Source organism: Acidovorax bellezanensis (assembly GCF_025421555.1).
Classification (GTDB): domain Bacteria; phylum Pseudomonadota; class Gammaproteobacteria; order Burkholderiales; family Burkholderiaceae_C; genus Comamonas; species Comamonas bellezanensis.
Map to the genome: position 1 here is coordinate 52,928 of NZ_JAODYH010000008.1, position 13,794 is coordinate 66,721.

Sequence of the window (13,794 nt, forward strand, 5' to 3'; positions counted from 1 at the left end):
GATCCTCGGAGCGGGCGCCCAGTGGCGGCATCGCCCCCGCCGCTCAAGCCTTCACTTCGACCACCTGTTCGAAGCCGCCGAAGATCATGCGTTTGCCGTCGAAAGGCATGGGTGGGTTGCCGGGTGCGGTCGGATCCATGCGCGGGTCTTCCATCATCTTCTTCATGCCGGCGTCGCGCGTGGCCTTGTCCGGCCATTCAACCCACGAAAAGACCACCGTCTCCTCTGCCTTGGCCTGCACTGCGCGGCGGAAATCGGTGACTTTGCCATCGGGGACGTCGTCGCCCCAGGCTTCGATGACACGAATTGCGCCCAGCTCGATGAAGATCGTGTCGAGCTGGCGCGCGTGCTCAATGAACTTCTGCTTGTTGGCGGTGGGGACCGCGATCACGAAACCATCGATGTATGACATGTCTTCACTCCTGTTAGGTTGACCGGTCGGGCACCCGCCTGAGGACAGCTCCGACGGCAAGCCCAATCGACATGGCCTTCCTGACAGGAGGATCTGCGCCCTGTGGCGGCGCCATCAGCTTAGACGCCTTGACCCCGCATGTCACGCCGGAGCAACCCGAGCACTGCCCGCTCCTGGCCGGGAGCCTGTGCCGGAAAGCGGGTCATTCAAGACGACGGCATGTAGGGTCGGCAAGCCGACATTCAAGCGAGAAGTGTGAGCGACGGGATCGGGCCCACAGCAGTCCTTCGCTCCGCCCCGAAGCTGACCGTCAAAACACTCGCAGGGCGCTGGCCATCTGGGCATGCGCATCGGCGTCAATGATTGCGTTATGCGCGACCACCACTCTTGAGAATGGCCAGCGCAGCACGCGCTCGGCACTCCGCGCAGCTGCTGCGCGATCGCGCACCAACGCCCGCACGGTCCGCGGGACTGCCAACCCGCGGCGAACGCCCGTCAGAGCAGCATAGGTCTTGGTCGACCATGGAAGCTCTCCTTGCATCCATTGAACAAGGTCAGTGACGATGAGCGTGGCCGTCGGCCGATGGAACCAAACCGACTCGCTGCCAGCCGGAATTCCCTCGAACTTCAGATCAGTCGCATTTGTGCAGGGCGTCGCGACGCATCACCGGCTGCACCCCTGCCGAGCTTTGGGATCGGATCGCGCACGACGAAGGGTTTTGGCCCTACCGGATTTGGCAATGACCGCCGTTGGCCGCACGCGCAACTGCTCCAGCGGCTCCGAGCCTGCTTTGTGCAACGCGCCTCCTGCCTAGCGCAGGGTCCGAGTCGCACACCCTGGCATCAACCCCAGATAAGCCTGCGCCGCCAGCGTGCCAGAATCAAATCATGAGCACCTCAACCTCCTCCTTTCTCTCCAACGCGGACGACACCCGGGTCGCGACCTACACCTGGGCCGACGTCGCGGGCACACCTGTTGGCGTGGTGCAAATCGCGCACGGGCTCGCCGAGCATGGGGAGCGCTATGACCGGTTTGCGAAGGCGCTCAATGCCGCCGGGTTCGTGGTCCATGCGGTCGACCATCGCGGCCACGGGCGCACCGCCGACGGGCGACTGGGTGACTTCGGCACGGCAGGTTTTGACGGCCTGATTGCCGATATGGCCCAGTTCGGTGCCGTTTTGCGTGCGCAGCATGGCCGCCTTCCGCTGTTTCTTTTCGCGCATTCGATGGGCTCGTTTGCAGCGCAGGCGGCGATCATCGATCACGCAGCGACATGGTCGGGCGTGGTGCTTTCCGGGTCGACCGCGCTCGACATGCTTGTCGCCGCCATGGCCAACGCACCGGCGGACGCACCGAAAGGGTTGGAAGCCTTCAACGCGGGCTTTGAACACCGCACGGGATACGAATGGCTTTCGCGCGACAACACCGAGGTGGACGCCTATGTCGCCAATCCCTGGTGCGGCTGGGATGTGCCGGAGGAAGTGATTGCTTCGCTGTTCGCGCCCGCGCCCCGGCTGGCCGATCCGGCGCGGCTGGCGGGCATTCGCCGCGACCTGCCCATCCTGATCGCTTCTGGCGACGCCGACCCGCTTGCCGGTGGTGGCGCGCTGATTCAGCTGCTGGGCAAGCGCTACCGCGATGCCGGCATCAGCGATGTGACGGTCAAGCTGTACCCGGCAGCGCGCCACGAAATCCTGAATGAAACCAACCGCGATGAGGTGACTGCCGATATCCTTGCCTGGCTGCGCGCGCACGCGGCATAGGCGACATTTTCCTTATCGGGCGCGACGCGGCGCGTGCCTTCGCCATCTGCCGCGCGCCCTGGGCGTGGCCTCCCCACCGCTCGCCCCGAGCCTGTCGAAGGGCTGGCAAGCACAGCACGAAATCACGCGCGCTACCTTGCGGTAGCTCGCGAGCAGTTCGCTATGTGCGTCCAATGGGTTCACATGTGCCTCGATTATTCAAAAGCCGGCATTTTCGCGTCACCGGGGCCTGCAGGGCTGCTTCCTGCACTGTTTCGCCGCTGTTCTGGGTCATAAAACCTCTCTGAAGCAGTGAGCTGCGGAGCCTCTTCAAACAATCGCTTGGTAACTCGAAGAAGACGATGACCTCATCTGCAGGCGATCCGGAGCAGGACGGGGGTGAGGCGCGCGTGACTGATCTACCCAAATGCAGTTACAAATGGTAAACATGATGCTGGCGGTCACCGCCATGACTGAGTTCACAACCACCGGCCCTGAGAGGGGTTTCTGAATCTGAGGTGCCACAGAGCATGACGAAGCCAAATTCCCGACACCTTTTGCTGGCAGTACTACTGATCGTGCTCCTTTGCCTAGGATTGCTCAACTCCTACAGTTTTGGACGCAACGCTTTTGCCGAGGGCAACTACGACTCTGCGCGGCGATGGTATCTAGTCGCGGCTGTAATGGGTAATGCGAAGGCGCAAAACAATCTAGCGGGGCTGTACGCAGAGGGCCGTGGGGGCAGGAGAAATGATGCGTTGGCCGCAAAATGGTATGCAAGAGCCGCAAAACAAGATATTCCTGCCGCCAAGTTCAATTTATCCACTTTCTACGAAGAAGGCCGGGGTGTAGCGCGTGACACAACGCAGGCGGTTGCCTTGCTGGAGAGTGTGGCCGCCGCAGGTGACGTTGTTGCCGCCTTCAATCTCGGAAGCATTTATGCGACGGGTCGAGAGGATTTCCCAAAAAATATTACGCAAGGCATTTCCTGGTACGAGAAAGCTGCGGCGCACGGATATGCATCAGCCCAATACAACCTGGGAAGCATCTATGCCCAAGGCGTCGACGTCCCCCGGGACTTTCGCCAGGCTGGCACTCTGTTTACCCAGGCTGCACAACAGGGACACGCCAAAGCTCAAATGGATTTAGGCACCATGCATGCTGCCGGCTTGGGATATCCGACGGACTCTGCACAAGGCCTGCAGTGGCTGAACAAAGCAGCAGCACAACCCGCGACGGCAGAAGAGGCCAAAAGACGCATCAAAGCCATTTGCAGTTCTGGCTCACCGGGAATGCCCTCATGCCCAAAGTCCTGAATTCAACGCGGCCATTAAGACAATCTCTGCTGTTTCGCGTCTCAGGCGCAGGTGCGCGATGCCACAACTCATCTTCGTTTTCGGAACCTTGAAAAAGGGTTTCACGAACTTCCCCACCAGCAAAGACACGCGCGTCGGCGGTTGCTTCATTGCCGTGATTCACCCTCAGTCCTGAGCCCGTCTAAGGACCGAAGGGCCATCAAGCATCTTCATTGCGCAGCGAGGCTCAGCGCTCAGTAATCTAGAGACCCCCTATTCAGGCCTCAGATGCCGCCACCTCCACCAAAGACAGACGCTGCATTCTCCGGATATCGCGTTGGGGCGGAGCGCCAAACAGGCGGCTGTAGTCACGGCTGAACTGCGAAGCGCTTTCGTATCCCACGCGCGCGGCGGTCGTGCTGGCATCCAGGGCCTGGTTCAGCATCAGCTGCCGCGCCTCCTGCAAGCGCAATTGCCTTTGATATTGCACGGGGCTCATGCCTGTGAGGTTGCGAAAATGTTGCCTGAATGTCGAAGGGCTCATGTGCACACGGGAGGCGAGTTCGTTCACCAGGACCTCGCGGCTGAAGTTCTGCTTGAGCCAGGCCATGGCCTGTGCCAACTGGTGACTGGGCGAGCCCGCCGCCGCCAACTGCCGAAGGTAAGGCCCATGCGGGCCGGACAACAATCTCACCATGATCTCCCGCTGGATCAGGGGCGCGATGCTGGCAATCAGTTGAGGCTCGCTCAGCAGCTGGACCAGGCGGGTCAACGCATCGAGCAAAGGCGCTTCCAGCGGACGCAGCGACATCGCGCGCGTCACCGGCTCCCGTGACAGCGGCGGCAGGTCCATCTCCGTCGCCAATTGCACCAGGGCATTGCCATCCAGGCGCAGCATCATGCCCAGAAAGGGCTGGGCCAGGTTGCCCTGGGTGACATGCGAGACCACGGGCAGATCGACCGTCGTCAACAAGGACTGACCAGGCCCGTAGGCAATCACCTGATCGCCAAGCGTGACCTGCTTGCCGCCCTGTGCCGTGATGCCAAGCCCCAGTCCGTAAATGCAGTGCATGGGCTCCGTCCTGGCGCTGCGCTGGTGGAGCGTGAGCTGCGGAATGCCGGTGGGATGATCGCCATCAGTTTGGGCAATCCTGCCGATTTCGTAGGCCAAGGTTTCGATGGACATGGTCAGCTCGCCTGGAGGGTTGAACTTATTCTGGAATTCAGGGAATGGGTCCCCTCTGCCGCGCCACGACTGCGCGCAGGAGCACTGTATATCCGATGCCGCGCCTGGATGGCCCCCGGGCAAGGAAACATCGAAAAAGGCAAGACAAGAATCGGAAATGGCAAGTGCAATGCAAGGCAGCAGCAGACACTCGAATGCAACTGCCAGCATCGGGAATCACCAGACGACAACGCCCTGGTGCTTCCTGCAAAGTATTGCCCACCGCATTGCGGATTTGGGTAAATTGGCGCTCAGAAGAAAATCGCCGCCAGGCATCACTCCCCCACCCCACGGAGAACTGACCCACCATGAACACGCTCAACATCAACGGCCGTGAACACACGGTCGACGCCGACCCCGGCACCCCCATCCTCTGGGCCTTGCGTGACAACCTGGGCATGACAGGCACCAAGTTCGGTTGCGGGGCGGCATTGTGCGGCGCCTGCACCGTGCATCTGGACGGGGAAGCCATCCGTTCCTGCGTGACCCCCATTTCCGCCGCCGAGGGCAAGAAGATCACCACGATCGAATCCGCGACGGATGGCAGTGACCGCGTCGGCTCCGCCGTACACGCCGCCTGGGTCAAGCACGACGTGGCGCAGTGCGGCTACTGCCAGAGCGGCCAGGTCATGAGCGCCACCGCCTTCCTCAAATCGCTGCCGCGCGGCAAGCAGCCCAGCGCTGCCGAGATTGATTCGGCCATGGCGGGCAACATCTGCCGCTGTGGTACCTACGCTCGCATTCGCGCCGCCGTGGCCGATGCCGCCAAAGCCCTGACCTGAAGGAGTACCCAGCATGCTGCCCACCCATATGGACCCCAGCGAGTTGCCGCGCATTCTGCAACGCCTGATGGCGACACCTTCACAAGAAGACGTCGCGCCATTGCCCCGCCGCAGCTTCTTGAAGATGACCGGCATCGGCGGCCTGGCGCTCGGCGCGTTTCCCCACCTGGCCATGGCACAGGCCGATGGCGCTGCCAAGCCCACGGGTGCCCTCAAGCCCACGCAGCAACCATTGGCCTTCGTGCAGATCGCACCCAACGGCGAAGTCACGGTGACGATCAACCGGCTGGAGTTCGGCCAAGGCGTGCAGACCGGCCTGCCCATGATTCTGGCCGAGGAGCTCGACGCCGACTGGCGCCTGGTTCGCAGCCAGAACGGCAGCAACGACGCGGCCTACTTCGATCCGCTGTTCGGCATGCACATCACGGGCGGCTCCCAGTCGATCAAGAACAGTTTCACGCAGTACCGCGAGCTGGGCGCGCGCGCCCGGGCCATGCTGCTGTCCGCGGCCGCGGCGCGCTGGAAGGTCGATGCAGCCACGCTGCGCACCCGGGCCGGCACGGTACTGGGCCCGGGCGGCCGCAAGCTGGGCTACGGCGAGCTGGCCGAAGCCGCCATGGCCTTGCCAGTGCCCGAAAAAGTCACGCTGAAGAACCCCAAGGACTTTCGCCTCATCGGCCAGCCCACCACCCGCCTGGATGCGCGCGCCAAGAGCAGCGGGCGCCAGGACTTCGGCATCGACATGAAGCTCCCCGGCCAGCTCACGGCCGTGGTCGCGCACCCGCCGGTGTTTGGTGCGCGCCTGGCCTCGGTGGACGACAGCGCGGCGCGTGCCATCAAGGGCGTGAAGGCCGTGCTGCGCGTGCCGCTGGACCGTGGCGCCGAAGGCGTGGCGGTGGTGGCCGAGGGCTACTGGCCTGCCAAGCTGGGCCGCGACGCGCTCCAGCTGCAATGGGACACCTCCACCGTCGAGAAGGTGGATAGCGAGAAGCAACTGGTCCAGTACCGCGAACTGGCCGCCAAGCCGGGCCCGCGCAAATTCGACGCCGATATGGCGCCGCTGACCCAGGCCCCCCGGCAGCTGGAGGCGGAATTCGTCTTCCCCTACCTGGCCCACGCACCCATGGAGCCGCTGAACTGCACCGTCCAGCTGTCCGGCGACCGCGCCGAGCTGTGGGTGGGCTCCCAGTGCGCCGGCCTGGATGCCGCCGCGGCGGCGCGTGTACTGGGCATCAAGCCCGAACAGGTCGCGCTGCATGTACAGATGGCGGGTGGCGGCTTCGGCCGGCGCTTCTCGCCCAACAGCGACTTCGTCGTCGAGGCCTGCCATATCGCCAAGGCCATGCGCACTGCCGGACTGAACGCTCCGGTGCGCCTGGTGTGGAGCCGCGAGGACGACATCAAGGGCGGCTACTACCGGCCCATGCACCTGCACCGCGCGCACATAGGCTTCGATGCACAGGGCAAGGTGCTGGCCTGGGACCACGCCATCGTGGGGCAGTCGATCACCAAGGGCTCCATCTTCGAGTCCTTCCAGATCAAGGACGGCATCGACGGCACGACCACGGAAGGCATGCGCGACCCCTACCCTCTGCCGATGCGCCTGACCGTGCAACACCCCGAAATCAACGTGCCGGTGCTGTGGTGGCGCAGCGTGGGATCCACCCACACCGCCTTCGTGATGGAAACCCTGATCGACGAGATCGCCCGCACCACCCAGCAAGACCCGGTGGCCTACCGCATGCAGCTCTTCGGCAGCAAGCACGCACGCCACCGCGCCGCGCTCCAACTGGCGGTGGACAAGAGCGGCTATGGCAAGCGGCAACTGCCCAGCGGCCGCGCCTGGGGCGTGGCGGTGCATGAGTCCTTCAATACCGTGGTGGCCTATGTCGTGGAAGCTTCCGTCAAGGATGGCCAGCCGGTGCTGCACCGGGTCACGGGTGGCGTGCACTGCAACCTGGCCGTCAACCCGCGCAGCGTCGAGGCCCAGGTACAGGGCGCGGCCATCATGGGCTTGTCGATGTGCCTGCCGGGCGGCGCCATCACCTTGAAGGACGGCGAGGTGCAGCAGAGCAACTTCGGCGACTTCGCCGTGCCCCGCATCACCGACGCGCCGGAATTCGACGTGCACATCGTGCGCAGCGCCGACGCCCCCACCGGCATGGGCGAGCCCGGCCTGCCGCCGCTGGCGCCCGCGTTTGCCAATGCCATCGCGCAGCTCACCGGCAAGCGGCTGCGCCAGTTGCCCTTCAACCTGGCTTGAGCGCCATGGAAGACCTCGACACGCTGGTCCTGCGCAGCGCGCAACGCTGGCAGGCGGCCGGCCAATCCGTGGTGCTGGTCACTGTCGCTCGCACCTGGGGCTCATCTCCCCGGCCGCCCGGCTCGCTCATGGCCATCAACGGACGTGGCGAGACGGTCGGCTCGGTATCGGGCGGCTGCATCGAGGACGACCTGATCCACCGCATCCGGCAAGGCGGTATGGAGGCCGCCTGCGCCACGCTCACGCCCAGCGTGCTGCGCTACGGCATCTCCGCCGATGAGGCGCACCGCTTCGGCCTACCTTGCGGCGGCACGGTGGAGCTGGTGCTGGAGCCTCTGGCCGCGCACAGCCGCTTGGATGAGCTGCTGCTGGCCTGTCAGCTGCGGCGCAGCACCGAGCGGGTGCTGAACCTGCACACCGGCCAGGTGGCTCTGCACCCAGGCCGGCGCGACGGCCTGCCCCAACTGGACGACAGCCACCTCACCACCTACCTGGGCCCGCAGGCCCGCCTCATCGTCATTGGCGCCGGCGATCTCTCGCGCTACCTGTGCCAGATGGCGCTGGGCCTGGGCTTTGAAGTGATAGTCTGCGATCCACGCGAGGAGCATCGCGCCAGTTGGAGCCTGGCCGGCGTGGTGGTGAGCCAGGAGATGCCCGATGACATGATCCTGCGACTGCAACCGGATGCGCGCACCGCCGTCGTCGCCCTGACGCACGACCCGAAACTCGATGACCTGGCACTCATAGACGCATTGCAATCCGACGCGTTCTATGTCGGCGCCATAGGCTCGCGCCGCAACACCGAGATGCGCCGCCAGCGGCTGCGAGAGCACTTCGGTCTCTCCGACACCGCATTGCAGGCCCTGCATGGCCCGGCAGGCCTGTACATAGGCAGCAAGACGCCCGCGGAAATCGCGCTCTCCATCATGGCGGAAGTGGTGGCCGTCAAGAACGGCATCCCGTTGAGCACCTCGGTGAAGGTCGCGGACGGCAAGTCTTGCCACGAAGTTCCGGAGGTCGAAACTATCGCCGCGAGTGGCTGCGTGGTCTAAGCTTTGCCATCATGGGAGGTTCAAGTCCAAACCTATCATCCTGGCAATGGCGAAGGTGGCGAATCCCAGGACCAGGAGCGTCAGCATGAAGATGCCAGCCACCTTGCCGCCCGCGATCAGCACCGCGCGCGTGTCCTTCCCCTTCTTGCCTTGGTCGTAATGCCATTTGACGGCGAAGAACATGCAGATGCTGAGCGTGACAACCTTGAAGATAACGAAGGCTACGGGGATCCAATCGATCATTTTGAGAATTTCCAACCTATGACTTGACACTGCACGACCTCCCCGATGGGAGAGGCGAAAACGTCAGCCACTGCCATACAAGGATGATTTTGCTGCACGTTCTGGCACATACTACTTAAAAGCAATTTCCATACATTGAGACCAAACGTCGGCGTTGAAAACCATGCAAGATGACAGATTGCCAATCTGGTTGCCGCGATTGGCCGCGCAGGGCGGTCCCCGTTTTTTGCAGATTGCGGATGCCTTGCAGGCAGCGTTGGCGGACGGATCCTTGACCCCCGGTGACCGCCTGCCTCCGCAGCGCCAGCTGGCCGCCCAGCTGAACGTCGACCTGACGACGATCACGCGCGCATACGACGAAGCCAGACGCCGCCACCTGCTGGAGGGACGCGGCGCTCGAGGCACTTATGTCGCGGCGCCGAAAGTCGAATTGACCTCTGTCCTCGATCTGAGCATGAACACCCCGCCACCGCCGGATGGCGTGGACTTCGACGACATGTTGAAGCAGGGATTGTCTCAAGTATTGATGCGGGCAGATAGCGCGTTGCTGATGACTTACCACCTGGGAGGGGGAAGCGACTCTGACCGCAAGGCGGGAGCCAAATGGCTGGAGCCGATGTTTGGCTCCCTGGATTCAGCGCAGGTGCTGGTCTGTCCGGGGGCGCAAGCGGCGATCGCCGCCTTGATTCTTGCGCTGACGGAGCCCGGCGATGTGATCCTGGCAGAGCCCGCAAGCTATCCCGGCTTGCGTACCGCGGCGGCCCAATTCGGCCGGCGCATCATTGCGGTGGCAGCGGACAAGCACGGGATGCTGCCCGAGGCGCTAAGCCAAGCCTGCCGCGAGCACAAGCCTGGGCTGGTCTACCTCAATCCGACATTGCAGAACCCGACCGCCATCACCATGGCGGAGCGCCGGCGCAAGGAGATCGCCAGCATCGCCAAGCGCTGCAATGTACGCATCGTCGAGGACGATCCCTACTGGCTTCTTGCCGATGCCCCGCCACCACCCATTGCCACGTTGGCACCGGAACAGGTGTACTACATCTCCACCCTGTCGAAATGCCTGACGCCCGGCTTGCGTGTCGCCTTCGTGCTCATACGCGACGCGCACGAACGCGAACGTTTCCTGGTCGCGCTGAGATCCTTTGCGCTGATGGTCGCTCCTCTGACGGCCGCACTGGCCACGCAGTGGATCTTCGACGGCTCGGCTGAAACATTGATGCAAGGCGTACGCAAGGAGGCGCGTCTGCGCCACCGCATGGCCAGGGATGTTCTGGCGGGGCGCTACAGCGGCGCTGGTGACGGCCTGCATGTATGGCTCGAGCTGCCGGGGTATTGGAACTCCTCGCAGCTCGCGCGTGCCGCCGAAAGCGAGGGCATCGCAGTCACGCCGGCGGAGGCATTCGCCACTGGCAGCGGATCCGTGAATGCCATTCGGATCTCCTTGGGCAGCATCAAGGACCGTGGGCGCTTGAAGGCGGGTCTTCAACGGCTGTCCCACCTGCTTGCGCGGCGGCCCGAGTCGTTCAGCGCTGCCGTGGTTTGACTGTCCAGGAAACTGGAAGAAAGCTGCGTGGGCCGTGCGGGACACGACCTGCCTTGGGGCGGTTGTCACCCGGCTCACTCCAGCGGCTGAGCGCTGGGCTATGGCGCAGCGTCACGCAGTTCCCTACGCCAAGCCTGGCTCAGCAAGGTCTTTACCTCCTCATCCGTGGTCTGGGCGAAATCGAGATACCACTGGCCAATGGAAAGGAAGGGGACTGGGGTGAACGGACAGATCAGTTGATCGACCAATGGGCGCAGCATCGCCAGCCTCTGCGCGGGCGCGACCGGTACGGCGACTACGATGCAGGCCGGCGCCTGCTGGCGTACCGCCGCGATCGCCGCACGCATGGTGGCACCCGTCGCCAATCCGTCATCGACCAGTATCACCCGTTGCCCGGCCACGGCTGGCGCGGGACGTGCGCCCCGATAGGCCAGATCACGGCGCCGCAGCTCCAGAGCTTCCTCTCGCACGACTGCGTCGATGGCCGCTGGGCGTATGTCCAGTTGACGGATGACATCATCGTTCAACACCTGCACGCCGCCGCTGGCAATGGCGCCCATCGCCAGTTCCTTATGGTCGGGCGTGCCTAGCTTGCGCACCAGCATCAAATCCAGCCGCAGAGCCAGTGCGCAGGCAACTTCATAGGCGACGGGCACGCCGCCCCGTGGCAAGGCCAGCACAAGCACATCGGCTTGCTCGCGCCATGCCGCCAACGCCGCGGCCAGAGCCCGGCCCGCCGCCACCCGGTCACGAAACGGGATATCCGACTTCATGTCTTCGGCTCCTCAGCGTCCACAAGCTGACTATGCGCCTGATTTCGCGCTACAGGCAAGCACCCTACCCCACCGCCACCACCACGTGCGCCTGGATCTTCCCCGCCACCGGCCCGTCCCCATGGCGGCGCGCAATGGCTTGCGCCGCCAGGTCCGTAGCGCGCTCCAGCAAGCTCGCATCCCGCGCCTCGATTTCGTTGCGCAGCGGCGTGCCCTGGCAATAGGCGATGGCGGCAGCGCGGGCCGAGGGGGCGCGACTGACTTCCGCGCGCGTCTCTATGGCGATGTGGGTGAAGCCTGCGAGGAGCAATTCCTCGCGGATCAAGGCGGTGTCGTGGTAGCCGTGCGGCGTGCGGGCCAGGAAGCGCGGGGGGTCTTGCGGGAACAGCGCGGCGACGGCCTGGGTGACCTCGTCGGCGAAAGCGTTCTCTTCGATGCGGTCCCAGACATTGAAGACGAAATGCCCGCCGGGCCTGAGCACGCGGCGCGCCTCCACATAACCGGCAACACGGTCGGGGAAGAACATGGCGCCGAACTGGCAGCAGACGACGTCAAATGAGGCATCTTCGAATGGCAGGTCCAGCGCATCCGCCTGCTGCCACTCTATGCGGCGGTCGGGCCCCTGGCGAGCGGCCGCATAGTCGAGCATGGGCTGGTTGAGGTCGGTCACGACGTAGCGCGCGTGGGCACCGAGTTTGGGCGCCAGCGCCCGCGTGACGGCGCCGCTGCCGGCCGCGGTTTCCAGCACCGCGCCGGGCGAGGAAGCCGCAACCAGCTCCGCCAGATCGGCGGCATAGGCCGCAAAGATCAGGGGGACCATCAAGGTGTCATAGCGCTCGGGAATAGCGCCCGCGAACACTTTATCGCTTTCAGCCATAAGACCTCCTGGAAAGTCCTGAACGCTGCCCTGGGCCCACCGACTCATTCCAGCGGACAGGGCATGGGCGACCGTACGCTATGGTGCGCCGCACATGCCCTGCGCGTCAATGTCGCCCTGCGGTCGGTATCGTCAGTGGGCCGGTGCCGCTTCGATATGCGTGATCAGCAGCGCGCCATTCACTTTCTCGACCTGAAACCGCACCTTGTCCCCCGCCTGCAAGGCACTCCCCTGGGCCGAGTCCTGCAAGGCAAAGACCATGGTCATGGGCGGCATGTCGAGGTTGGCGATCTCGCCGTGGCGAATGGTGAATTTGCCGGTGCGCGCATCGCGGCGGGTGATTTCACCTTCGCTGAACGGTGCGCTGGCGCCCGCCTGGGCCGTCGGCGCCGCGCCATGGCCTGCGTGGCCGGAAGGGTCGTGGGTGGTGGCCTGGGCCTGGCTCCAGATCAGGGCCAGGCCCAGAGCCGCCAAGGCGCCCAGTTGCCATGCAGCGTGGCGCGAGCGCTGGACCCGTGCGGCAGAGGTAGTGGATATCGACATGGAATGTGTCCTTCGCGGGGAGTTCACGAACGGTAGCTGGTGAACACCGTGGTGCTCACGTCGCCGCCCATCAAGTTCTTGGTGACCAGCAGCACGTCATACGGGTCCTTGCGGCCGCCGTACTCGGGGCCGTCCATGCCGGGGCTGCCCACGGGCATGCCGGGCACGACGATGCCCAGGGCCTTGGGCTTGTTCTTGAGCAGCTTTCGCACGTCGGCCGGCGGCACATGGCCTTCGAGCAGGTAGCCGCCCACCAGCGCCGTGTGGCAGGAGCCCAGGCGCTGGGGCAAGCCCAGCTTGGCGCGCACGGCGTTGTTGCCGGTGTCGTGCACAGTGACGGCAAAGCCGGCTTTCTCCATCAACACCACCCAGTCCTGGCAGCAGCCGCAGTTCGGGTCTTTCCAGACTTCCAGGGGTGTCTTGGCGGGCGCTGCCAGCGCGGGCAGGCAGGCGCTGGCAGCCAGCGCGGCCAGCAGTCCCAGGGAGTGGCGGCGGTTGGGTTGTGGGGTCATGGTTTTCTCCTTCTTCAAAGTAAATGCTCAAGGCGTGACGGTGAACGTGCCCGTCATTCCCGCCTGGAAGTGGCCGGCAATCAGGCAGGCAAAGTCAAAATTCCCGGTGCGGTTGAAGTTCCACAGCAGATCGGCGCTCTGGCCCGGCGGCACATGCGCCATATAGGGCTCTTCGTGCTCCATGCCGGGGAATTTCAGCATCATCTGCGCGTGCGCCGCCAGCGTGTCCTTGGTGCCCAGCACCACTTCGTGCAGGATCTGGCCCTTGTTTTCCACGCGCAGGCGCACGGTCTCGCCTTGTTTTGCCGTGAAATGGGCGGGCGCAAAACGCATGTCGTCCGTCATGCGCAAAGTGATGGTGCGCACGGCCGGCCCGGCATCGCCGGCGATGCCCCAGTCTTTTTGTTCCTTGGCCACGGCAGCGGCTGCTGCATGCGGCGCGCTCCCATGGGCAAAAACGGCGCTGGCACCCAGCGACAGCACAGCGGCAACAATCCAGTGCATGGTTTTCATAGCGTTCTCCTGGCA

The 13,794-nt window shown here is 64.3% G+C and carries 14 protein-coding genes; 6 read left to right on the forward strand and 8 right to left on the reverse strand.

What is annotated here, in order from left to right; genetic code table 11:
• Positions 1-43 precede the first annotated feature (43 nt).
• Complete coding sequence (locus tag N0K08_RS17020; RefSeq protein WP_261501594.1) at positions 44-412, reverse strand: DUF1428 domain-containing protein; 369 nt, start codon at positions 410-412, stop codon at positions 44-46.
• Positions 413-1,300: 888 nt separating this feature from the next.
• On the opposite strand from N0K08_RS17020, the gene N0K08_RS17025 reads away from it, so the two are divergent.
• Together N0K08_RS17025 and N0K08_RS17030 are read left to right on the forward strand one after the other, a co-directional pair.
• Positions 1,301-2,176: an alpha/beta fold hydrolase gene (locus N0K08_RS17025; protein WP_261501595.1), complete on the forward strand. Its 876-nt coding sequence runs from the start codon at positions 1,301-1,303 to the stop codon at positions 2,174-2,176.
• Positions 2,177-2,685: 509 nt separating this feature from the next.
• Positions 2,686-3,471, forward strand: coding sequence for a tetratricopeptide repeat protein (locus N0K08_RS17030; protein ID WP_261501596.1), 786 nt, complete (start codon positions 2,686-2,688; stop codon positions 3,469-3,471).
• A 256-nt stretch (positions 3,472-3,727) separates the two neighbouring features.
• Here N0K08_RS17030 and N0K08_RS17035 read toward each other — a convergent pair whose 3' ends face one another.
• Complete coding sequence (locus tag N0K08_RS17035) at positions 3,728-4,636, reverse strand: AraC family transcriptional regulator (protein WP_261501597.1); 909 nt, start codon at positions 4,634-4,636, stop codon at positions 3,728-3,730.
• Positions 4,637-4,983: 347 nt separating this feature from the next.
• Between N0K08_RS17035 and N0K08_RS17040 the strand changes: the two genes are divergently transcribed.
• Genes N0K08_RS17040 through N0K08_RS17050 form a run of 3 tightly spaced genes read left to right on the forward strand, consistent with a single transcriptional unit; the run spans position 4,984 to position 8,772 of the window.
• On the forward strand, positions 4,984-5,457 hold the full coding sequence (locus N0K08_RS17040) for a (2Fe-2S)-binding protein (protein ID WP_261501598.1): 474 nt from the start codon (positions 4,984-4,986) through the stop codon (positions 5,455-5,457).
• Between the two features lie 13 nt (positions 5,458-5,470).
• Positions 5,471-7,720, forward strand: a complete 2,250-nt coding sequence (locus tag N0K08_RS17045; RefSeq protein ID WP_261501599.1) for a xanthine dehydrogenase family protein molybdopterin-binding subunit — start codon at positions 5,471-5,473, stop codon at positions 7,718-7,720.
• A 5-nt stretch (positions 7,721-7,725) separates the two neighbouring features.
• The gene (locus N0K08_RS17050) at positions 7,726-8,772 is read left to right on the forward strand and encodes an XdhC family protein (RefSeq protein WP_261501600.1); all 1,047 of its coding nucleotides are present in this window, start codon (positions 7,726-7,728) and stop codon (positions 8,770-8,772) included.
• A 9-nt stretch (positions 8,773-8,781) separates the two neighbouring features.
• On the opposite strand, the gene N0K08_RS17055 is transcribed toward N0K08_RS17050, so the two are convergent.
• A complete protein-coding gene (locus tag N0K08_RS17055; RefSeq protein ID WP_261501601.1) occupies positions 8,782-9,015 on the reverse strand; it encodes a hypothetical protein in 234 nt (77 codons plus the stop codon).
• A gap of 163 nt (positions 9,016-9,178) precedes the next feature.
• Here N0K08_RS17055 and N0K08_RS17060 point away from each other — a divergent pair, with 163 nt between their 5' ends.
• Positions 9,179-10,561 (forward strand): aminotransferase-like domain-containing protein, encoded by a 1,383-nt coding sequence (locus N0K08_RS17060; protein ID WP_261501602.1) that lies wholly within the window; start codon positions 9,179-9,181, stop codon positions 10,559-10,561.
• Positions 10,562-10,659: 98 nt separating this feature from the next.
• Here N0K08_RS17060 and N0K08_RS17065 read toward each other — a convergent pair whose 3' ends face one another.
• From N0K08_RS17065 to N0K08_RS17085, 5 genes are all read right to left on the reverse strand, one after another.
• Positions 10,660-11,334: a phosphoribosyltransferase gene (locus tag N0K08_RS17065; protein ID WP_261501603.1), complete on the reverse strand. Its 675-nt coding sequence runs from the start codon at positions 11,332-11,334 to the stop codon at positions 10,660-10,662.
• Positions 11,335-11,398: 64 nt separating this feature from the next.
• Positions 11,399-12,211, reverse strand: coding sequence for a class I SAM-dependent methyltransferase (locus tag N0K08_RS17070; protein ID WP_261501604.1), 813 nt, complete (start codon positions 12,209-12,211; stop codon positions 11,399-11,401).
• A 132-nt stretch (positions 12,212-12,343) separates the two neighbouring features.
• Entirely contained in the window at positions 12,344-12,754 is a 411-nt protein-coding gene (locus tag N0K08_RS17075; RefSeq protein ID WP_261501605.1) for a copper-binding protein, read from the reverse strand.
• 23 nt (positions 12,755-12,777) lie between these two features.
• Positions 12,778-13,266 carry a DUF411 domain-containing protein gene (locus tag N0K08_RS17080; RefSeq protein WP_261501606.1) on the reverse strand — a complete coding sequence of 163 codons (489 nt, stop codon included), beginning with the start codon at positions 13,264-13,266 and terminating at the stop codon, positions 12,778-12,780.
• A 27-nt stretch (positions 13,267-13,293) separates the two neighbouring features.
• Positions 13,294-13,779 (reverse strand): cupredoxin domain-containing protein, encoded by a 486-nt coding sequence (locus tag N0K08_RS17085; protein WP_261501607.1) that lies wholly within the window; start codon positions 13,777-13,779, stop codon positions 13,294-13,296.
• Between the last annotated feature and the right edge of the window lie 15 nt (positions 13,780-13,794).